Source organism: Rhizorhabdus phycosphaerae (assembly GCF_011044255.1).
GTDB lineage: Bacteria > Pseudomonadota > Alphaproteobacteria > Sphingomonadales > Sphingomonadaceae > Rhizorhabdus > Rhizorhabdus phycosphaerae.
On sequence record NZ_CP049107.1, the window covers coordinates 1,118,749 to 1,137,921 of the forward strand.

Below are 19,173 nucleotides of genomic sequence, written 5' to 3' on the forward strand. Positions count from 1 at the left end.
GCGGTCGCCCGCCTCCCCTTTTAATTCGGTGTGATCCGGAAGGATCAGTTCGCGGCGAGGACCGCGGAACCGCCGGCCTGGGCGGTCATGACCGGAGCGTCGGCCTTGAAGCTGACCGGCCACACGCCGACCTGGCCCGAGACGCGGTCGTTCTTGACGCGGAGGCGGAAGGCCTCGCCGCTGTTGACGATCTTGCCCTTGATCACGGTCGACTCACCGATCGTCTTGACGGTGTAGTCATAGGTGATTCCGTCGCGGGTGAAGCTTTCGGCCATCGCCGGTGCGGCGATCGAGGCCAGAATTGCGAGTGCAGCGAACTTCTTCATCACATTCTCCCTTCGAGTTTGCCAGCGGATCCTCTTTGTTTGTGCAATGCACCATTCCTCTGTGCAGGTGCGAAGGCAATTGAATAAAACTCATTCACGGTTGCAGATATTGCACTCATTGCAGTTTCCGCATCTGTCCTCGCTCTTCCGTAGCGGCCGCACTTGTGCGGCTCCCCCGATTGCCGCACAAATGAACCCATGGACCCCACCCAGTTCGCCCTCGACGACATCGCGCACACGATCCAGTTGTCGATGGCACCCTGCTTCCTGCTCACCGCAATCGGAGCGATTCTGAACATGTTGACGGGGCGGATGGGCCGCGTCGTCGACCGCTCGCGGTGGATCGAGCAGAATTTCACGCCGCGTGACGACCCCCGCCACGCCCATCAGGTGCAGCAGTTGCGCTGGATCGACGAACGCATGCGCTGGGCCAATCGCGCGCTCATCCTGTGCACGATCAGCGCGGTCCTGATCTGCATCGTCATCGCCGGTCTGTTCATCGCAGTGCTGCTCGACCTTGCGGTCGGTCAAGCGATGTCGGTCGTTTTCATCCTGGCGATGTTTCTCCTGACGGGCGGCCTCGGCATGTTCCTCCACGAGGTCAGGATCGCGGTGCGCGCGACGCGTATCCAGGACGAATTGCTGGAACGCGAATGACGCTCGAACGCCGACTGCTGCAAGGCGCGGTGGCGCTGGCCTCGGCGGTGCCGATCCTTGCCGGCGTGGCCGGAATGATCATCGGGCCGTCGATGGCCGGCGGTTCTGCTGCAGCGCAGAATCTGGACAGCCACTTTCGCTATCTGTCGGGCTTGCTGGCGATGATCGGACTGCTCTTCCTCGCCAGCGTTCGACGCATCGAGACACATGGCGCGCGCTTCCGCCTGCTCGGGGCTATCGTCATCACCGGCGGCATCGGCCGCGCGCTGGGCTGGGTCGAAAAGGGACCGCCGGGCGGGGAGCACCAGGCCGCCCTGGTCATGGAACTGCTGGTCGTACCTGTGCTGATGCTGTGGCAGGCGCGCGTCGCGCGGAACATGCCCCGAAAATGAAAAGAGTTGCCGGGACAAGATCCCGGCAACCCCTAACATGGTCAGCGGCCGGAGTGCCGGCCCGGGAGACCAACCGCGCTCCTAGAAGCGCGTCCCCCGAACGGACAGAACCGACCTCCATGCTGAACCATGAGACATCGGATCACCTCCTTTCGCTTGTTGCCGAGGCCCTCACCATCCCCGAAGCGAAGGCCATGAACAAGCCTTGTAATGCGGATTATTTTCGGCAATCCTCGACCACTCGTGCCGGCTCGGCCCAGGCCGGAACGGCGAGTTGCTCCAGCCCTGGTGAGGCAATTCCAAGCCGACCACGGCTGAACGCAATCGCATCCAGAAAAGCATCATTGGCGTTCAGGATGACGGCCGACATGGCACGCCCTTCCAATTCGACATGCCCGGTCGGAAAACGTGCCGTCCGGCTTGAGGTCGAGATGGTCATCTCCGCCGTCGTTCCCTGGCGCATGATCGTCACCCGATGCTGACCGGAGTCGCACTGGACGACGAAGGACGGCGCCTGCCCATCCCCATAGGCCGCCGAAGAGATCGGCGTGCCCGGCCGGTATTGCCAGAGACCCGGCGTGATCGGCCAGTCCCGCCAGTCGGCCGGGCGCGCCTGCACGGCAGGTGCGGGCGCCGCGACCGACGGCGGCGGGGGTGTGCCCTCCGGCCGGGCCGGGACGTCGGCGGCGCAGGAGCTCAGAACCGCGAGGGCAACCGCAGCGGCAGCGGAAGGAAAATCGGATAAGCGCATCCGCAGGCTCATGGCCGATCGGTCTTCGCTTGGAAACCCCGCAGGCTGCTCAGCCGCGACCGCGGCACTGTCTGATCAGACGAATGACTTCCGGATCCACCGGCACGATCGTCTTGCGCGTTTCGTGAAGCTGGATCTCCATCGGTGCCGAGCCGTCGAGAGCGCCAAGAAAAGGATGGCGGGCGGGAATGCGGGTGCTGATCGTCCCGCCGCCGTCGGGCGAATAGGTCGCGTCCATCATCAGCTTGGTCTTGCCCGCGGTAATCGACTGGCGGTCGAAGCTTCCTGGCGACCCGGTCCCGACCGCGATGATCTCGATCGTCGACGTGGCCGTCGTGCAGGCAAGGGCATAGTCCCACCCACGCCCGGTGCGGCTGTAGATCACGCCGGGTCCATCACCCAGCCGGGGCACATAATGCCAATGGTTTGCCTTGCGACCGTCGACCGGCTTGGCCGCAGTAGCAATGTCGGGCCGGGGAATGTCGATAACGACCGGAGGTACCGGCGCGGCCTTCTCGACCGGTGGGGGCCTAACCACGGGAGCCGCAGGCAGGCTGGTATCGGCATGCCGGAAGGAGGGCGGGCTCGCAGGCGGCATGAGCAATGCTGCGCCGATCGCGGCGATGGCCACAACCAGCATGATGGCGATCGGCAGCCGCAGCCTCGCCCAGGCGGAGCGCCGCCTTACGAGGGTCGGAGGCGGATAGCCTATCGGCCCTTGCATGTTCATTCGGCGTTGAACGCCGCAGCGTCGATAGAGACGGGCTTAACATTAGCGGTTTCGGAGACCGAGAGCGCATAGGACACGCTCGACCGCTTGACCTCGGTATGGTCTTCGTCGTCGATCACGACCGTCTTGAGCACATCCGCATCGGGCATCTGATTGGCCTTGATGATCCGCGTGAAGGACTTGCAGTCCGCCGCCAGCGCAGGACCGAACGCATATTGGATCATATAGGTGCCGTCCGGCACGCCCTCGATGGCGAGTTCCTCGGACGACCGGATGAAGTAGCTCGCGGCGAGCTTGCCCGTTGCCGCATGGCGGATCTTCACCAGCGCATCGCCGCCGCCCGAATTGGCAAGCGTTATGCTGTGCCCCTCTTCGCCCAGCTTCATGTCGCCGGCCAGCTTCTGTCCCGGAGCGGGAGGCGTCTGGCACGCGGAGACTTCGGCTGGCTTGGCCGGAAGGCCGGCAGCCGCGTCGGCCGCAGCGATAGCCGCTGCCCGAGAGGGTGGATCGGCCGCGTAAAGCGCCGGGGCGGCAAACAGCATGGATATGCCAAGCAGAAGCCCGGCAGAATGAAAGCGCATATTCCCACCCCGATCAGGTGCTGACGCACCACAATGTGACAGCATATTGCTGCACATCCCGGGTAAGTAAAAGACCCCAATGGTAAACAATTTCTCCCCGACCCGAACCTGTGTGTGCTCCGCCGTCCAAATGGACGTTCAAACGGCGCTCCTTTCAACGAGGATGGTGAGTTCGACTGCGCAGCGGCCATCATGCATTTATGCCGTATCGATCGAACCGCCGCACGACAGGCAGATCCCGGCGCGGCGCGGGCGCCAGGGACTTTCCCGCGCCGCTTCGGCCCGCCATGATCGAGGGCCGCACATCGCGGGCGTGAGGATCGGGCGACCATGGCAAATACTGCGAACGAGGCTCGATGCACGCGGCTGGCCGTTCCAGCTCTGCTGTTGCTGTCGACCTTGCTCGCCGGTTGCATACCCTCTCCCCGAAGCCCTCGCAGTCCCTCGCAGCAAGCCGTCGAAAGCCCGGAGCGCTTCCGTCAGTGCGTTGCGATGATGCGGGCCGAAGGATCCGATGTGCAGGCGCTGCCCGACCGGACGTTCGACAATGGTTGCTCGGCGACCTCGGCAGTGAAGCTGCTGGCGATCGGCATACCTGTCACCAATCTTGGCGCGGTGAAGTGCATCCTGGCGGCACCCTTTGCCCGATGGGTGCGTACCGACGTGCAGGCGCAGGCCAGGCGCTGGCTCGGAACCGACGTCGTGAAGATCGAGAGCATGGGCTCCTTCGCCTGTCGCCCGGTGAACAACCAGGCCGGCAACCGCCTGTCCGAACATGGCCGGGCCAATGCGGTCGACATCGCCGCCTTTCAGCTGCGCGACGGACGCCGGATCAGCGTGCGGGACGGCTGGAACGGGGCGGATGCCAATGCGCGCGCCTTCTTGCGCGGGCTGCACCGCGCGGCCTGCGCGCGCTTTTCCGTCGTGCTGGGGCCAGACGCAAACGCCCTGCACCACGACCATTTCCATTTCGACATGGGCAACGGCCCTTACTGCCGATAGGCTGCCCCACTTTCTTCCTTCCCCGTAATCGGGGGTAAAGGGACCAGATGATACAGAGCGGACATGGCACATAGAAAGATACCCCAGCGCGTTTTCTCCCGCGCGAAAGAAGACGCCGCCGTCGCGAACACGGCCACCGAAACCCCCCAGACCGTCAGCGACAGCTACAAGCTGGCGTTCCAGGACAGCGACTTCCTGCTGCGCGACGACCTCCGGCCGATCCGTTTCCAGCTCGAGCTGCTGAAGCCCGAGCTTCTGCTGGAGGAAGCGAATATCGGCTCGACCTTCGTGATCTACGGCTCTGCCCGCATCCCTGAGCCGGGCAAGGCCGATGCTCTGGTAGAATCGGCCACGACCGACAAGCAGCGCCGCATCGCCGAGCGCCTGCGCGCGAAGAGCCGCTATTATGACGAGGCCCGGAAACTGGCCCAGATTGCCAGCCAATGCCCGCTCGACGCCGCCGGCAAGCGTCAGTTCGTCGTCTGCTCGGGCGGCGGGCCATCGATCATGGAGGCGGCCAATCGCGGTGCGCAGGATGTCGGAGCCGAATCGATCGGCCTGAACATCGTCCTGCCCTTCGAGCAGACGCCGAACCCCTATGTCACGCCGCACCTCAGCTTCCAGTTCCACTATTTTGCGCTCAGGAAGATGCATTTCCTGCTGCGTGCGCGGGCCGTGGCGGCTTTCCCGGGCGGTTTCGGCACGTTCGACGAGTTGTTCGAACTGCTGACCCTCGTCCAGACCGGCAAGATGGCGCAGCTTCCGATCTTCCTGTTCGGCAAGGAATTCTGGCAGCGGATCGTCAACTTCGACGGGCTGGTGGAAGAAGGCGTGATCAGCGAAAACGACCTCAGCCTCTTCCGCTTCGTCGAAACGGCGGAAGAGGCGTGGGACAAGCTCAACCTCTATTATGCCACGCGCGAGCGCGTGCACCTGCACCGCGAACCGCAATCGCAGCAGGCCTGATCCCTCAGGCCGGGGCGGCTCCGGGCACAGCGCGCCCGGAGCCGACAGCTTCCTCGTCGCGCGAATAAGTGGCGACGAGCATGCCCGCGCCCAGCACCCTGCCCTTCATCGCTTCGACCAGTTCGCTGCGCCCGGGACTCGGACCAACATCGAGACGCTCGCCGAGGGCGAAGAGCTGGAAGACATAATCGTGCGAGCCATGGCCCGAGGGCGGATCGGGCGGCAGCCACCCCTCCCCGATCAGGCTGTTGCGTCCGACGTCGCGACCGTCGGCCTGGCCATCACCATCGGGCGCGATGGCGCCTTCGGCCAGCCGCCGCTCATCGGGGGGCAGATTCCAGACAAGCGCATGGACGAGCGGCTGCAGGGCCGGCGCGTCGGGATCCTCGACGATCAGCGCCAGGCTTGCCGTCCCGTCGGGAACCGTGCCCCACAGAAGCGGCGGCGATATGCCGTCGCCGTCGGCGGTGAAGCGGATCGGCAATCTGGCGCCATAGCCGAAGGCCGGGCTCTCCAGATCGATGATGGTCTCGCCTATCGACAGATCGGGATTGACGATCACCAGCTTGGAGTGGCCCGCCCGCACGTTGTGCAGCAGCCCGCCCAGCCAGCGCGGCAGATGTTCGAACATCGATCCTTCCTCCTTGGTTCATCGACTAAATGCGGGAAGGCCCGTGAATGATCCCGCAGGCGTCGAGCGATAGGAGAAAGGACCATCGGCGGCATTGCGCCAGATCATGCCAATGCCGCCGACCTTGCCCATTCAGGTCATGGTCGCGACCAGCCCGCACACTGTGTTCGTGATCGTTCCGCCGATCAGGACCGAGCCAATCTGCAGGATCGACGGCTTGGTCCACCTCGTCCCATCCCAGCCCCATGTCATCGGATCCTGAAGATCACCGCCCTGCGGCGGCGCCTGCTGCGCGATGATATTGCGGGTCAGGCCGCAAATGCTGGTTCCGAAAACCTCGAAGAAATTGGGCGAGGCAATCGTGGCGTTCTTGAGTCCGTTCTGCACCACACCCGCGTACCAGCCAGTAACGATGGCACGCATCTGCGCCTCGCTCGCTTTGCTGAGATCGATAAAAGCGTAGCGATTATTCTTGTCGGCGACGATGAACACCGGCCCCTTGACGTCGGCGAGGCCATAGACCTGCAGCAGCGCCTTGGCCCCCTCATAATCATAAGCCGCGAGCATCGCCGCACAGTCGGTCGACGAAGTCGTCGCTTTCACCGGCCAATAGGTCGGGATCGGCTGCGCGCCAGGCACCACCTGCTGCGCGACCTCGGGCGTGGTCAAGAGGCCCACATAGGCCTTGCACAGCTTCTTGTTGCGGCTGCTGTTCCGGTTGGTCAGCAGGATGATCGCCCGGAAAGGATAGGCGGTTGCCGTCGCCGCAAAATTCCGCTCCCGCGGCAGCAGTTCGCGCACGACGACGGTCGTGGCAGGCGTCTGTCCAGCCGACTCTCCGACCGTGGGAGATGGTGGTGGCGGGAGTTCCATCGACGCACAGCCGAAGAGCGTCGCGAGCGCCAGAACCGCACACAGCTTGAAAAATGAACGATGCATGTCCCCATCCCCTCAAAGGGTCAGCCCCCCGGCCGAAGACGACAGTGCCACGATCTTCCGTTACGGAACAGTGGCGACGAGCCCCTAACGAAAATGCGCTGCCGCGCTCGATGAGGAGGGACGACGCTTGTCAGATCGAGCCGGCCGTTGCATCGCATCGCTATGGACCTCGACGATCTGCTTTTTCACTATTTCGGCACCGCATCGCTCGAGGCTCTCGACGAGGAGACGATCGAGGCGGGGCGTGAGCGCGTGGCGATCGCCTTCGGCACCGAGCAGGAGCGCGGTCGGCGATTCGCCCTGTGGATATTGCTAGAGGCGCTGGGTTCGGCGCCCGACCCGCAGGCCGCCTTCAAGGACGAGCGCGACCGCAAGGCGGCGGAAGACTATCTGTGGGCCGCCCGCCGCATGGAGCGGCATTGAGCCCCCAGCCGCTTTCGCTTGCCGACGCCCGACGCGTCGTGCTGGCGGCACAGGGATTTGGCGGCAGGAAATGCAAAGCCGGCCCGCGCAATCTTGCCTCAACGCTCGACCGCCTCTCGCTGCACCAGATCGACAGCGTCAATGTGCTGTCGCGAGCGCATTATCTGCCGGCCTTTTCCCGTCTCGGAGCCTATGATCGCACTTGGCTGGACCAAGCCGCGTGGGGCCCGCGCAGCAAGCGCCGCATCTTCGAATATTGGGCCCATGAAGCCTCGCTCCTGCCGCTAGACCTGCACCCGCTGCTGCGCTGGCGGATGGCCGAGGCGGACCGGGGAGAACGGGGATGGGGATCGCTGAGATCCTATGCCGGCGAGCGGCGCCCCGAAGCCATGCGCACGCTCGCCGGCATCGCGGACGAAGGCCCGCTGTCCGCATCCGACTTCGAGGACGGCAAGGGGCAAGGCGGCTGGTGGGGCTGGGGCGAGGCCAAGCGTCAGCTGGAATGGCTGTTCTGGGCGGGCCACATCACCACGGCGACCCGGCGCAACGGGTTCGAGCGGGTCTATGACCTGACCGAGCGGGTCATTCCCGCAGACATTCTCGCCCTGCCTACCCCCGACAAGGCGGCGGCCCATCGTGCACTGATCGCGCGCGCCGCTTGCGCGCTGGGCGTCGCGACAGAGACCGATCTGCGCGACTATTTTCGAACCGAAGTCGCGCCGACCCGCGACGCCATCGCCGCACTGGCCGAGGAAGGCGTGCTCGAGCCCGTACAGGTCGAGAGCTGGGCCAAGACCGCCTGGCTGTATCGCGACGCGCGCGCGCCGAAGCGCATATCGGCCGCAGCGCTGCTAGCACCCTTCGACCCGCTGATCTGGGAGCGCTCGCGGACAGAACGGCTGTTCGGTTTTCACTACCGGATCGAAATCTACACGCCTGCCCACAAGCGGCGGTTCGGCTATTATGTCTTGCCCTTCCTGCTGGGCGACAGGCTCGTCGGCCGAGTTGACCTGAAGGCCGATCGGCAGTCATCCCGACTTCTCGTCCAGTCGGTGCATCATGAACCCGGCGCACCTGCCCACAGCGGCGAAGCTCTGACCGCCCTCCTCCGCGAGATGGCGGACTGGTTGGGGCTCGAGGCGGTGGAGGGCCGCGATCTGCCCGCCTGAGTATCGCACGGCGGAAGACGCTTCAAACCAAAGGCGGGTGCGACTAAAGCGCGGGCATGGATCATCAGATACACATTATCGGCGGCGGGCTCGCCGGCTCCGAAGCGGCGTGGCAGCTGGCGCAGGCTGGCATCAAGGTCCGCCTGTCGGAGATGCGCGGAGTCGAGGCGACGCCTGCCCACCAGACCGACAGCCTGGCCGAACTCGTCTGCTCGAACAGCTTTCGCTCCGACGACCCGCACAATGCGGTGGGTCTCCTCCACCAGGAGATGCGCGCGCTCGGATCGCTGATCATGGCGCAGGCGGATGCGCATCGCGTGCCGGCCGGATCGGCGCTGGCGGTCGACCGCGAGGGCTATGCCGAGGCCGTCACCCGCGCGATCGCCGACCACCCGATGATCGAGCTGGTCCGCGAGCGTGTCGACGTGCTCCCCGGCAGCGGCGCGGTGATCGTCGCGACCGGCCCGCTGACCGCTGCATCGCTCGCCGCCTCGATAGGCGAAGCGACCGGGGCAGACGCACTGGCCTTCTTCGACGCCATCGCCCCGATCGTCCATCATCATTCGATCGACATGGACGTGGCGTGGATGGCCTCGCGCTGGGACAAGGGCGAGACCAAGGATTACATCAACTGCCCGATGGACAAGGAGCAGTATCTCGCCTTCCATCAGGGATTGCTCGACGGCGAGAAGACCGAGTTCAAGGAGTGGGAGAAGAATACCCCCTATTTCGACGGCTGCATGCCGGTCGAGGTAATGGCCGAGCGCGGCGTCGACACGCTGCGCCACGGACCGATGAAACCGGTCGGCCTCGACAATCCACGCACCGGGCGCTGGCCCTATGCGGTCGTCCAGCTGCGCCAGGACAATGCGCTAGGCACGCTGTGGAACATGGTGGGTTTCCAGACCAAGCTGAAGCACGCAGAACAAGTCCGCCTGTTCCGGACGATCCCCGGCCTCGAAAAGGCCGAGTTTGCGCGGCTGGGCGGGCTGCACCGCAACACCTTCATCCAGAGTCCGAAGCTGCTCGACCGAACCCTGCGGCTCAAGTCGCGCCCGCACATCCGCTTTGCGGGGCAGATCACCGGCTGCGAGGGTTATGTGGAGTCCGCCGCCATCGGCTTGCTGGCGGGGCGCTTCGCCGCTGCCGAGCTGCTTTGTCGCAGCTTCGCTCGTCCGCCCGAGACCACCGCGCTGGGTGCGCTGCTCAACCACATCACCGGCGATGCGGAAGCCGACAGCTACCAGCCGATGAACGTCAATTTCGGGCTGTTCCCGCCGCTGGAGGGCGCGCGCGGCGGGCGCAAGCGCAAGGGCGATCGCAAGGTGATGATGTCCGAGCGTGCCGACGAAGCGCTGCGCCGCTGGATGGCGGATAACGAAGCCGCCTGATCGTCGCGCATCGGCCCGGTCAGGCGGCGGTCAACTCGGATCCCCGCTTGAGTGCCTTCTTCCCTTCGTCGGTTTCGACGAGATAGGCCGGGTTGTCCGTCGTGCCCCGACGAACGATCCGGCTTCCTTCGATCGTCCGCTGGACGCGTCGTTCGAACCGCTCCTCGACATGACCATGGGCGCTATGCGCGCCCCACGTCCAGCTAACCTTCTGGCCTTTCCGGAATTTGTTGGACATGGCGATCTCCTCTCCCGTTCCAGAACCACTTGGCCGCGTGGCCGTTCCGGTTGCGATGATCGGATTTGCCTCCTAAGGCGGCGCGATGGATGCTTCGCAGCTGCGTGTAGCCCTGTTTACGGGCAACTATAACTATGTGCGCGATGGCGCGAACCAGGCGCTGAACCGTCTCGTCGGCTATCTGCTGAGCCTGGGCGCGGCGGTGCGCGTCTATTCGCCGACGATCGACGAGCCCGCCTTTCCGCCAACCGGCGATCTCGTCAGCATCCCGTCGCTGCCCGTTCCCGGCCGCGGCGAATATCGCTTCCCGCTGATGATCCCGCCCTCGATCAAGCGCGACATCAGCCGCTTCGCGCCGAACATCATCCATGTCGCGAGCCCGGAGATATTGGGGCACCGCGCGGTCAGCCTGGCTCTCCACCGCAATCTTCCGGTCGTTGCCTCGGTCCACACGCGGTTCGAGACCTATTTCCGCTATTATGGCCTCGCCTTCCTCGAACCGGTGGTCGAGGCGCTGCTGCGCCGCTTCTACCGCCGATGCGACGCCATCTTCGCACCTTCGGAGTCGATGGCGCAGCTGCTCCGCGAGCAGCGGATGAGCTATGATGTCGGCATCTGGTCGCGCGGGATCGACCGGACGATCTTCCGCCCCGATCGCCGCAGCCTGGAATGGCGCCAATCGCTCGGCATCGACGATGACGACGTGGTCATCGGCTTCGTCGGACGGCTGGTCATGGAAAAGGGGCTCGACGTGTTCGCCGACACGATCGACCAGCTCGAACGCAAGCAGGTCCGGCACAAGGTGCTGGTCGTCGGCCAGGGTCCTGCGCGCGAGTGGTTCGAGAAGCGCCTGCCCAAGGCGGTCTTCGCCGGTTTCCAGGCGGGCGAGGATCTGGGCCGCGCGGTCGCCTCGATGGACATGCTGTTCAACCCGTCGGTCACCGAGACTTTCGGCAATGTCACGCTCGAGGCGATGGCGGCAGGGCTGCCCGTGGTCGCCGCACGTGCGACCGGCAGTGAGAGCCTGATCGACGACGGCGTGACCGGGCGACTGATCCAGCCGGGGCGGACCCAGGCCTTCGCCGATGCGCTGCGCCAGTTCTGCGAGGATGGCGAACTCCGCCAGAAGATCGGCCTCGCCGGCCTGCAGTCGAGCGCGCGCTATGGCTGGGACCAGGTCAATCAGGAACTGGTCGACGCCTATATCCGCATCATCCGCCAGCATCAGGCGGGCGTGCGGATGACTCGGCAGAGCCCGGTCCCCTGAACCCTGCCGGGCCGGCCGCGCCGGGTCAGGCCGGCCGCCAATCGAAAGTGAGCGGCGCCTCGCGAAAGGCGAAGCGGTCGAGGTGACGCACTACGGCTCCCTGCAAGCCTTCGAGCTGTTCGGGGGTGCTGGCGTCGATCCGGACCTCGAGCGTGTCGGGCTTCGCATCGAAGGTGGCGAGACCATCGCCCGGAAAGTCCGCGCCGCGCGCATCGCGCGGGAAGACCACCGAGCCGTGCTGCGCGTCGAAGCTGACCTCCAGGTTATGCGCCCAGTGTTTGCAGAGCTGCTGAAGATAGCGGCTGGCCGACCGGGTCGGCACCGAAGCAGTCGCAGCGATCATCAGAGGCGCTCGATCCTGCGGGCCGCCTCGTCGAGGATCGCCGCGATGTCGTGCCCCAGATCGTCGCGATCGCGACGTCCCATCCGGTCGCGCAGAACCATGGCGAGATTGACCATCGCCCGCTTGACCGGAGCCCGCCCCTCGCCGCCGGACGCTTCCTCGCCCAGGCCGTCGAGCCGGGCGAACAGCGCTTCGATCTGTTCTGCCTGCTCGCCGATCTCGATCTTGCCGGCGTCGGTGATCGCGAACAGGCGCTTGGCCCCCTCGGCTGCCTGCTCGGCGATCTGGCCCATATCCTCGAGCATGGTGAGCGTCGGATAGATCACGCCCGGGCTCGGCGCATAGCTGCCCCCCGTGCGCTCCTCGATCGCCTTGATCAGGTCATAGCCGTGACGCGGCTGCTCCCCGATCAGCGCCAGGAGGACCAGCCGAAGCTCGGCACCGTCGAACACCCGCCGGCGTCCCCGGCCACCACCATGGCCACCAAAGCCGCCACCGAAAGCGTCACCGAACATGTCGGGGCCACCACCGAAGAAGCCGCCCCGCCGTCCGCGCATCGCGTGCCGGATACCGTGTCCGCCATGTGCGCGGACCTTATGAAAGAAATGCATAGTTAAAATACCTATCGAGTCGTTTTCGATGTGTCCAAGATATATCTTGAAAGAGTTTTTGCAAGAGGGCTTTTGCAAAAGCTGTGCGACCGCCCCGGCGCGCCCTATATCGCCGGCATGGCCGATCTATTTGCGCCCGAAGGCGAGCATGCCCCTGTTGCCGAGAGCATTCCGCTGGCCGAGCGCCTGCGCCCTGCCCGACTCGACGAGGTCATCGGACAGGAACATCTGACCGGTGACGACGGCGCGATCGGCCGGATGGTTGCCGCGGGCCGTTTGTCGTCGCTGATCCTGTGGGGGCCGCCCGGCACCGGAAAGACCACGATCGCGCGCCTCCTGGCCGATGCCGTGGGCTTGCGTTTCGCGCCCGTCTCGGCCGTGTTCTCGGGTGTCGCCGACCTCAAGAAGATCTTCGCCGAGGCGCGCGAGCATGCGCGGATGGGCATGCGCACCTTGCTTTTCGTGGACGAGATCCACCGCTTCAATCGCGCGCAGCAGGACAGCTTCCTGCCCTATGTTGAAGACGGCACCGTGGTGCTGGTGGGGGCGACGACCGAGAATCCGTCGTTCGAGCTCAACGCAGCCTTGCTCAGCCGTGCCCAGGTGCTGATCCTCAACCGGCTGGATGCAGCCGCCCTGACGCGGCTGATCGCGCGCGCCGAAGAGCTGATGGGCAGGACCATGCCGCTGACCGCGAATGCGCGCGAAGCGCTGGTGGCATCGGCCGACGGCGACGGACGCTTCCTGCTCAACCAGGTCGAGACGCTCTTCTCCATCGCCATAGACCATCCGCTGGAACCCGGCGAACTCGCCAAGCTGCTCCATCGCCGCATGGCGGTGTACGACAAGGATCGCGAGGGCCATTACAACCTGATCTCGGCGCTGCATAAGTCGCTGCGCGGGTCGGATCCGCAGGCTGCGCTCTATTATCTGGCCCGGATGCTGGTGGCGGGCGAGGAGCCGCTCTACGTCCTGCGCCGACTTGTCCGCTTCGCGAGCGAGGACATCGGTCTCGCCGACCCGCAGGCTCTCGTCCAGTGCCTTGCCGCCAAGGACGCCTATGACTTTCTCGGTTCTCCCGAAGGCGAACTGGCGATCGTCCAGGCCTGTCTGTATCTGGCGACCGCACCCAAATCGAACGCCGCTTATGCCGCACAGAAGGCGGCTTTCCGCTCCGCCAAGGAAACCGGGTCGCTGAGTCCGCCGAAGAACATTCTCAACGCCCCGACCAGGCTGATGAAGGACATCGGCTATGGCAAGGGCTATGCCTATGACCATGACGCCGAGGACGCCTTCTCGGGCGACGATTACTGGCCGGAGGAGATGGAGCCGCAGCGCTTCTATGCCCCCTCGCCGCGCGGCTTCGAGGCGAGGATCAGCGAACGCCTGGCCCATTGGGACAAGCTGCGCGCCGAGCGCTCAGGCCGCTGACGCCCTTTGGCCCCAATGAACCGCCGCTTCGCCAGCTTTGCCTGTATCGACTGGTCGGGCGCAAAGGGCCCGGTGCAGCCGGGTATCGCCGTCGCTACCGTGCAAACTGAGGGCCCCGGCCCGACCTTGCTTGCGGGTCCATGGTCGCGGAGCGCCATCCTCGACTGGTTGCTCGACCATGCCGAGCGCAAGACGGACATGCTGATCGGCGTCGACTTCTCTGCCGCGCTGCCGTTCGTGGATGCGGGTGCCTATCTGCCGGGCTGGGAGCAAAGCCCGGCCGACGCGCGGGCTCTGTGGGCGGCGATCGATCGCCTGTGCCAAGACGATCCGCATCTGGAGGCCGGCAGTTTCATCGATCACCCGGAGATAGCGCCGCATTTTCGCCGGCATGGCGGCAGGCAGGGCTCCCTTTTCGGTCCGGGCAATGGCCGGTTCCGGGTGACCGAGCGTCACTGCCGTGACCATCATCATGCGCCCGCGACAAGCTGCTTCAACCTCGTTGGGGCAGCTCAGGTCGGCAAGTCCAGTCTGACCGGCATGCGCCTGCTCCACCGGCTGAACGGTCGCGTGCCGATCTGGCCGTTCGATCCGGTGCCGGCGCACGGCCCGCTGATCGTCGAAATCTACACGACGATTGCCGCCCGCGCGGCCGGCCTGAAAGGTGGCAGCAAGATGCGCGACGCCGAACGGCTGGCCCTCGCCCTCGCCGGCCTGGGCGTACGAGACGCCCCGGTCCTCGACCGGCATGACGACCACAGCACCGACGCCCTCGTCACCGCGCTATGGCTGTCACAGACGGCGCAGAGGGAGGAACTCTGGCATCCTCCTGCACTTTCTCCGGCCCTCGCCGCGCTTGAGGGCTGGACCTTCGGCATTCCCTGACGCATGAGAGCGCCTACGCCGGCTTAGCTCAGTTGGTAGAGCACCTGATTTGTAATCAGGGGGTCGCGGGTTCGATCCCTGCAGCCGGCACCATCTCCGATATTCGCCTGAACCGCAGCACTTCCCCTCCACCGGCTTCGCCGGTCCCCCTCCCCGTGCCGGGGAGGATCTTGGCCGCGCACTACATCCGAGTTCCTCCCCGGCACGGGGAGGGGGACCATGCGAAGCATGGTGGAGGGGACGTCTATCCCCCCAACCAAGCCCCGTTCCGTCCTGTGCGATAATCCCCTATCCTGCGCCGAACGAGGGGGAGCCATGGCCGTTCTGCTGCGATCGATCAGTATCAAGATCTTCGGCGTGGCCGTGGTGCTGCTAGTGATCATGGCGGCTGCGGCGACATGGTCCGGGCGGCTGACCGAGCAGGTCCACCTGCAGCTGCAGACGCTCGACCGGGGCCTCTTTCCGATGGCGCTGGCCATCGCCGAAGTTCACAGCGGAGTCGCATCGGAGATGGCTGCGGTGCCGTCCGCAGGCCCCCGTTGCGTGAGCCAGTTGCACGGCATGCTCGACCGCAACGAAGCGCTGATCCGCCGCACGATCGACTATCGGTCGCGCGCGGCCAGGCTGGCGATGCTGGAGCGCAACAAGCTGGAACTCGCCCGGCTCGAACCGATGCTCGACGACCTCGCCTATGATCATGGCAAGCTGATCGGGCTGGTGCCCGCCCTGTGCAGAGGCGATGCGGAGGCGAAAGCCGAAGCGGCACGCCGGGTCGCCGAGGTGCGGCGCCATGCCGGCGCAATCAACCATGAGATAGCCCGGTTCGTGGCGACCGGCGCGGTTATCGTGGGCGACAATCAGCGGCGGGCGATGAACGCCAACTTCCTGCTGATCGCGGCGGCCGGGGCCGTGGGGCTTCTGCTCGCCTGGCTCGTCGCGCGCGGGCTGACGCGGCCGATCAGCCGGTTACAGGCCGGCGCCCGCGCGATTCAGCAGGGCCGGCTGGACGAGGATGTCCCGGTGACCAGCTCGGACGAGATCGGCGACGTCACACGGACCTTCAATAGCATGCTGGCGGAGCTGCGGGAGAAGGAGCGGATCAAGGCGACCTTCGGCCAATATGTCGATCCGCGCGTGATATCCGGGCTGGTCAATGGCAGCGCGGATCGATCCACGGTCGGCGAGAAGCAGATCGCGACACTCTTCTTCTCCGACATCGCCGGCTTCACCCCGCTCGCCGAGCGGCTGGCGCCCAGCACGCTGGTGCGCCTGATCAACGCCTATTTCGGCGCCATGTCGGAGTGCATCCGCGAACGGCAGGGCATCATCGACAAATATATCGGCGACGCGATCATGGCCTTCTGGGTGCCGCCCTTCGTCGAGCCGACCGATCAGGCGCGGCTGGCCTGCCTCGCCGCACTGGACCAGCTCGACGCGCTCGAAGCGTTCCGCGCCGACATCCCCGACCTGATCGGGATGCGCCGCGACCTGCCCAAGATCGACGTCCGCATGGGCATCGCCACCGGCGAAGTGGTCGTCGGCTCGATCGGTTCCGAACATGCGCGCAGCTTTACCGCCATGGGCGACACAGTGAACTTCGGCGCAAGGCTGGAAGGCGTCAACAAGCTCTACGGCACGCGCATCCTGATCGACGCGGTGACGCGGGAACTGGCGGGCGATGCCGTCGAAACGCGAGAGATCGACCTGGTCCGCGTGGTCGGGCGAGAGGAGCCCGTTCGCGTGTTCGAGATCATCGGCCGGGCCGGCGAAGTCGATGCTCGCCGGGTTACGCACAGCGCGGCTTATGCGCAGGCGCTCGCGCTGTACCGCGAAGGCCGATGGGGGGATGCGCGGCGCCTGTTCGCGGAGGGCGAAAGCGAGGATGGGCCGAGCCGGACGATGCGGATGCGGATAGATGCGCTCGGCGGCGAGCCCCCGGCCAACTGGGCCGGCATATGGACGCTCGAAGCGAAATGAGGGCCTGACTGGACCCCCTAGAGGTCCAGCCCGATGTGCAGGTTAAGGGATCAGGGCGCCGTACGAAGCTCGGTCGCCTCGGCCAGCACGAGAAGGAAATCGTCTCCGTCGTCCGTCCAGCTGGCGCTCGGCCCCCAACCGGCCGCCTGCAACAGCAGCCTCGCCTGATTGGGGGTGTATTTGTGGCTGTTCTCGGTGTGGATCGTCTCGCCCGCCGCCATGCGGAAGCCCTGCCCGCAGACGTGAAACGCGACATCCTCGACCGCCTCCAGATGCATTTCGATGCGGCTCCAGTCGGGATTCCACCGTGCGACATGGCGGAAGGCCGACACGGCTATGTCGCCGTCCAGCTCCCGATTGATGCGGTGGAGCAGGTTGAGGTTGAACGCCGCCGTCACGCCGCGCGCGTCGTCATAGGCCGCCACCAAGCGATCGACATCCTTGACCCGGTCGAAGCCGATCAGGAGAAAGGCACCATTTCCCAGCGTCGCGCGCATCGACCGCAGCAGGTCGATCGCCACACGCGGCACCATATTGCCGATCGTCGATCCGGGGAAGAAACCGAGCATGGGCATGTCGCGCACGTCGGCGGGCAGATGGACCGGCCGGGTGAAGTCGGCCTCGACCGGCAGCACCGGGAATTGCGGGAATTTCACCGCCAGCGCTTCGCTCGACTGGCGCAGGAACTCGCCCGAGATATCGAGCGGCACATAGGCCGCGGGATCGATAGCGCGCAGCAGAAGCGGCGTCTTGAGCGAGCTACCCGAGCCGAACTCGACGACCGCGCGGCCCGTGCCTATCACCGCGCCGACGTCGGCCCCATGGCGCTCGAGCAGGCCGATCTCCGTGCGCGTGGGATAATATTCGTCGAGCGTGGTGATCTGCTCGAACAGTTCCGATCCTGCGAGATCATAGAACCAGCGGGCGGGTATGGCCTTCTGCGTCTGGGCGAGACCGTCCAGCACATCCTGGCGGAAGGCGGGATCGACCCCGGCGTGCTCCCGCCCGGAAAACTTGATCTCTTCGATGACGCCCATGTCAGATGTCCTTTGCGAGCCGCAGACCGGTGAACTGCCAGCGCTGATGCGGGTAAAAGAAGTTGCGATAGGAATGGCGCAGATGTCCGCGCGGCGTGGCACAACTGCCGCCCTTCAGGACGAACTGGCCGCTCATGAACTTGCCATTATATTCGCCAACGGCTCCGGGCGCCGTGCGGAAGCCCGGGTAGGGTCGATAGGCCGATCCCGTCCATTGCCACACATTGCCGAACATCGATGGCGCGCCGCTGCGGTCACCGCACGGCGTCACCGCGCCGGCTGCGTCCAGTTGCACCCCGGACAGCGGATCGTGGGACGCCGAGGCAAACTCCCATTCCTGCTCGGTGGGCAGTCGTGCCCCCGCCCAGCTGGCGAAGGCATCGGCCTCGTAGAAGCTGACATGGGCAACGGGCGCCGAGAGGTCCAGCGGCTGCCAGCCGGACAGGGTGAAATGCTCCCACGTCCCGCCGATGCGCCGCCAGTAGAGCGGACTGTCGATGGCCTCGGCATTCACCCAGGCCCATCCATCGGACAGCCAGAGGGTGGAGGTTGCATAACCGCCATCTTCGATGAAGCTGAGCCATTCCCCATTCGTCACCTGCCGGTCGGCAAGCGCGTAGGGGGTTAGAAATATCGGGTGCCGTGGTCCTTCATTGTCGAAAGCGAAGCCCGAACCGCCATGCCCCACTTCCACCAGCCCGCCATCGTGCCGCAGCCAGCGCAGGGGTGCCACCTCGCCCGGCCCCGCCGGGCAGGGCAGGTCCTTGTCCCATGCAGAAGGGCCCAGGGGGTTGCAGGACAGAAGGTGCTTGAGATCGGTCAGCAACAGTTCCTGGTGCTGCTGCTCATGGTTCAGGCCAAGCTCCACCAGCGCATGGTGCGAGGGCGACAGCGAGTCCAGCGCGGAGAGCAGCGCGTCGTCGACCCAGCTTCTGTAGGCAATGATCTCGCGCAGCGACGGCCGCGTCAGCAGCCCCCGCTTGTCACGCGCGTGGCGCGCGCCCTCCGCGTCATAGTAGCTGTTGAAGAGGAAGGGCCAGCGATCGTGAAACAACCGGTAGCCCGGCACATGATCGCGCAGCACGAAGGTTTCGAAAAACCACGTGATATGCGCGAGATGCCATTTAGCCGGAGAGGCATCCGCCATCGACTGGACGGTCGCATCGGCATCCGACAGACCGGCCACCAGATCGACACTCAGACGCCGCGTCCGGGAATATCGCTCTGCCATGGGAATGGCGGTTACCGGGGCCTCTTCCGATATGCTTGCCACGATGATCGAGGGCCCTCGCCTGAAGTCGCACCTGATCGGCACGGCATTTGAAACGATCGACCCGCCGATAGGTTACCGCGCCCCGAAGTTTTTTTCGCGATCTCCGTCACGCGTCCTGCGGCTGCCGTCATGCGTTCGGCACATCCGTGCCTG

The 19,173-nt window shown here is 65.5% G+C and carries 22 protein-coding genes and 1 tRNA gene; 12 read left to right on the forward strand and 11 right to left on the reverse strand.

All coding sequences use genetic code 11. The features are described 5' to 3' along the window. Window positions 1-44 precede the first annotated feature (44 nt). Window positions 45-326 carry a hypothetical protein gene (locus G6P88_RS05060; protein WP_165322126.1) on the reverse strand — a complete coding sequence of 94 codons (282 nt, stop codon included), beginning with the start codon at window positions 324-326 and terminating at the stop codon, window positions 45-47. A 198-nt stretch (window positions 327-524) separates the two neighbouring features. Between G6P88_RS05060 and G6P88_RS05065 the strand changes: the two genes are divergently transcribed. Then, window positions 525-983: a DUF2721 domain-containing protein gene (locus G6P88_RS05065; protein WP_165322127.1), complete on the forward strand. Its 459-nt coding sequence runs from the start codon at window positions 525-527 to the stop codon at window positions 981-983. Then, the gene (locus tag G6P88_RS05070) at window positions 980-1,375 is read left to right on the forward strand and encodes a DUF4345 domain-containing protein (protein WP_165322128.1); all 396 of its coding nucleotides are present in this window, start codon (window positions 980-982) and stop codon (window positions 1,373-1,375) included. Before G6P88_RS05065 ends, G6P88_RS05070 begins: the two co-directional genes overlap by 4 nt. A 217-nt stretch (window positions 1,376-1,592) precedes the next feature. Here G6P88_RS05070 and G6P88_RS05075 read toward each other — a convergent pair whose 3' ends face one another. From G6P88_RS05075 to G6P88_RS05085, 3 genes are all read right to left on the reverse strand, one after another. Beyond that, window positions 1,593-2,138, reverse strand: coding sequence for a hypothetical protein (locus tag G6P88_RS05075; protein WP_206335863.1), 546 nt, complete (start codon window positions 2,136-2,138; stop codon window positions 1,593-1,595). 37 nt (window positions 2,139-2,175) lie between these two features. Continuing rightward, a complete protein-coding gene (locus G6P88_RS05080) occupies window positions 2,176-2,766 on the reverse strand; it encodes a hypothetical protein (RefSeq protein WP_206335864.1) in 591 nt (196 codons plus the stop codon). An 86-nt stretch (window positions 2,767-2,852) separates the two neighbouring features. Continuing rightward, window positions 2,853-3,437: a hypothetical protein gene (locus G6P88_RS05085; RefSeq protein WP_165322131.1), complete on the reverse strand. Its 585-nt coding sequence runs from the start codon at window positions 3,435-3,437 to the stop codon at window positions 2,853-2,855. Between the two features lie 330 nt (window positions 3,438-3,767). Between G6P88_RS05085 and G6P88_RS05090 the strand changes: the two genes are divergently transcribed. Beyond that, on the forward strand, window positions 3,768-4,439 hold the full coding sequence (locus G6P88_RS05090; RefSeq protein ID WP_165322132.1) for an extensin family protein: 672 nt from the start codon (window positions 3,768-3,770) through the stop codon (window positions 4,437-4,439). 63 nt (window positions 4,440-4,502) lie between these two features. Beyond that, window positions 4,503-5,405 carry an LOG family protein gene (locus G6P88_RS05095; RefSeq protein ID WP_165322134.1) on the forward strand — a complete coding sequence of 301 codons (903 nt, stop codon included), beginning with the start codon at window positions 4,503-4,505 and terminating at the stop codon, window positions 5,403-5,405. Between the two features lie 4 nt (window positions 5,406-5,409). On the opposite strand, the gene G6P88_RS05100 is transcribed toward G6P88_RS05095, so the two are convergent. Beyond that, window positions 5,410-6,036: a YbhB/YbcL family Raf kinase inhibitor-like protein gene (locus G6P88_RS05100; protein WP_165322136.1), complete on the reverse strand. Its 627-nt coding sequence runs from the start codon at window positions 6,034-6,036 to the stop codon at window positions 5,410-5,412. Between the two features lie 132 nt (window positions 6,037-6,168). Then, entirely contained in the window at window positions 6,169-6,975 is an 807-nt protein-coding gene (locus G6P88_RS05105) for a hypothetical protein (RefSeq protein ID WP_165322138.1), read from the reverse strand. A gap of 162 nt (window positions 6,976-7,137) precedes the next feature. Here G6P88_RS05105 and G6P88_RS05110 point away from each other — a divergent pair, with 162 nt between their 5' ends. The 3 genes from G6P88_RS05110 to trmFO are packed head-to-tail and all read left to right on the forward strand — an operon-like array spanning window position 7,138 to window position 9,958. After that, entirely contained in the window at window positions 7,138-7,398 is a 261-nt protein-coding gene (locus G6P88_RS05110) for a hypothetical protein (protein ID WP_165322140.1), read from the forward strand. Then, window positions 7,395-8,567, forward strand: coding sequence for a winged helix-turn-helix domain-containing protein (locus G6P88_RS05115; RefSeq protein WP_165322141.1), 1,173 nt, complete (start codon window positions 7,395-7,397; stop codon window positions 8,565-8,567). Before G6P88_RS05110 ends, G6P88_RS05115 begins: the two co-directional genes overlap by 4 nt. Window positions 8,568-8,623: 56 nt before the next feature. Then, on the forward strand, window positions 8,624-9,958 hold the full coding sequence (trmFO, locus tag G6P88_RS05120) for a methylenetetrahydrofolate--tRNA-(uracil(54)-C(5))-methyltransferase (FADH(2)-oxidizing) TrmFO (RefSeq protein WP_165322143.1): 1,335 nt from the start codon (window positions 8,624-8,626) through the stop codon (window positions 9,956-9,958). 19 nt (window positions 9,959-9,977) lie between these two features. Here trmFO and G6P88_RS05125 read toward each other — a convergent pair whose 3' ends face one another. Then, a complete protein-coding gene (locus G6P88_RS05125) occupies window positions 9,978-10,196 on the reverse strand; it encodes a hypervirulence associated TUDOR domain-containing protein (RefSeq protein ID WP_165322144.1) in 219 nt (72 codons plus the stop codon). Window positions 10,197-10,281: 85 nt separating this feature from the next. Here G6P88_RS05125 and G6P88_RS05130 point away from each other — a divergent pair, with 85 nt between their 5' ends. Beyond that, entirely contained in the window at window positions 10,282-11,463 is a 1,182-nt protein-coding gene (locus G6P88_RS05130) for a glycosyltransferase family 4 protein (RefSeq protein WP_165322146.1), read from the forward strand. Window positions 11,464-11,488: 25 nt separating this feature from the next. On the opposite strand, the gene G6P88_RS05135 is transcribed toward G6P88_RS05130, so the two are convergent. Both G6P88_RS05135 and G6P88_RS05140 read right to left on the reverse strand, forming a co-directional pair. Then, window positions 11,489-11,806: a DUF2218 domain-containing protein gene (locus G6P88_RS05135; RefSeq protein WP_165322148.1), complete on the reverse strand. Its 318-nt coding sequence runs from the start codon at window positions 11,804-11,806 to the stop codon at window positions 11,489-11,491. Next, window positions 11,806-12,417 (reverse strand): PadR family transcriptional regulator, encoded by a 612-nt coding sequence (locus tag G6P88_RS05140; protein ID WP_165322149.1) that lies wholly within the window; start codon window positions 12,415-12,417, stop codon window positions 11,806-11,808. Before G6P88_RS05140 ends, G6P88_RS05135 begins: the two co-directional genes overlap by 1 nt. Before the next feature lie 117 nt (window positions 12,418-12,534). Between G6P88_RS05140 and G6P88_RS05145 the strand changes: the two genes are divergently transcribed. From G6P88_RS05145 to G6P88_RS05160, 4 genes are all read left to right on the forward strand, one after another. Then, complete coding sequence (locus G6P88_RS05145) at window positions 12,535-13,848, forward strand: replication-associated recombination protein A (RefSeq protein ID WP_165322150.1); 1,314 nt, start codon at window positions 12,535-12,537, stop codon at window positions 13,846-13,848. A 15-nt stretch (window positions 13,849-13,863) separates the two neighbouring features. Then, window positions 13,864-14,733: a hypothetical protein gene (locus tag G6P88_RS05150; RefSeq protein WP_165322152.1), complete on the forward strand. Its 870-nt coding sequence runs from the start codon at window positions 13,864-13,866 to the stop codon at window positions 14,731-14,733. 17 nt (window positions 14,734-14,750) lie between these two features. Beyond that, a tRNA-Thr gene (locus G6P88_RS05155) sits at window positions 14,751-14,826 on the forward strand. Window positions 14,827-15,048: 222 nt separating this feature from the next. After that, window positions 15,049-16,710 (forward strand): adenylate/guanylate cyclase domain-containing protein, encoded by a 1,662-nt coding sequence (locus G6P88_RS05160; protein WP_165322153.1) that lies wholly within the window; start codon window positions 15,049-15,051, stop codon window positions 16,708-16,710. A gap of 50 nt (window positions 16,711-16,760) precedes the next feature. Here G6P88_RS05160 and egtD read toward each other — a convergent pair whose 3' ends face one another. Continuing rightward, window positions 16,761-17,747, reverse strand: a complete 987-nt coding sequence (gene egtD / locus G6P88_RS05165; protein WP_165322154.1) for an L-histidine N(alpha)-methyltransferase — start codon at window positions 17,745-17,747, stop codon at window positions 16,761-16,763. A gap of 1 nt (window position 17,748) precedes the next feature. Then, window positions 17,749-18,978 carry an ergothioneine biosynthesis protein EgtB gene (egtB, locus tag G6P88_RS05170; RefSeq protein ID WP_165322155.1) on the reverse strand — a complete coding sequence of 410 codons (1,230 nt, stop codon included), beginning with the start codon at window positions 18,976-18,978 and terminating at the stop codon, window positions 17,749-17,751. Window positions 18,979-19,173 lie beyond the last annotated feature (195 nt).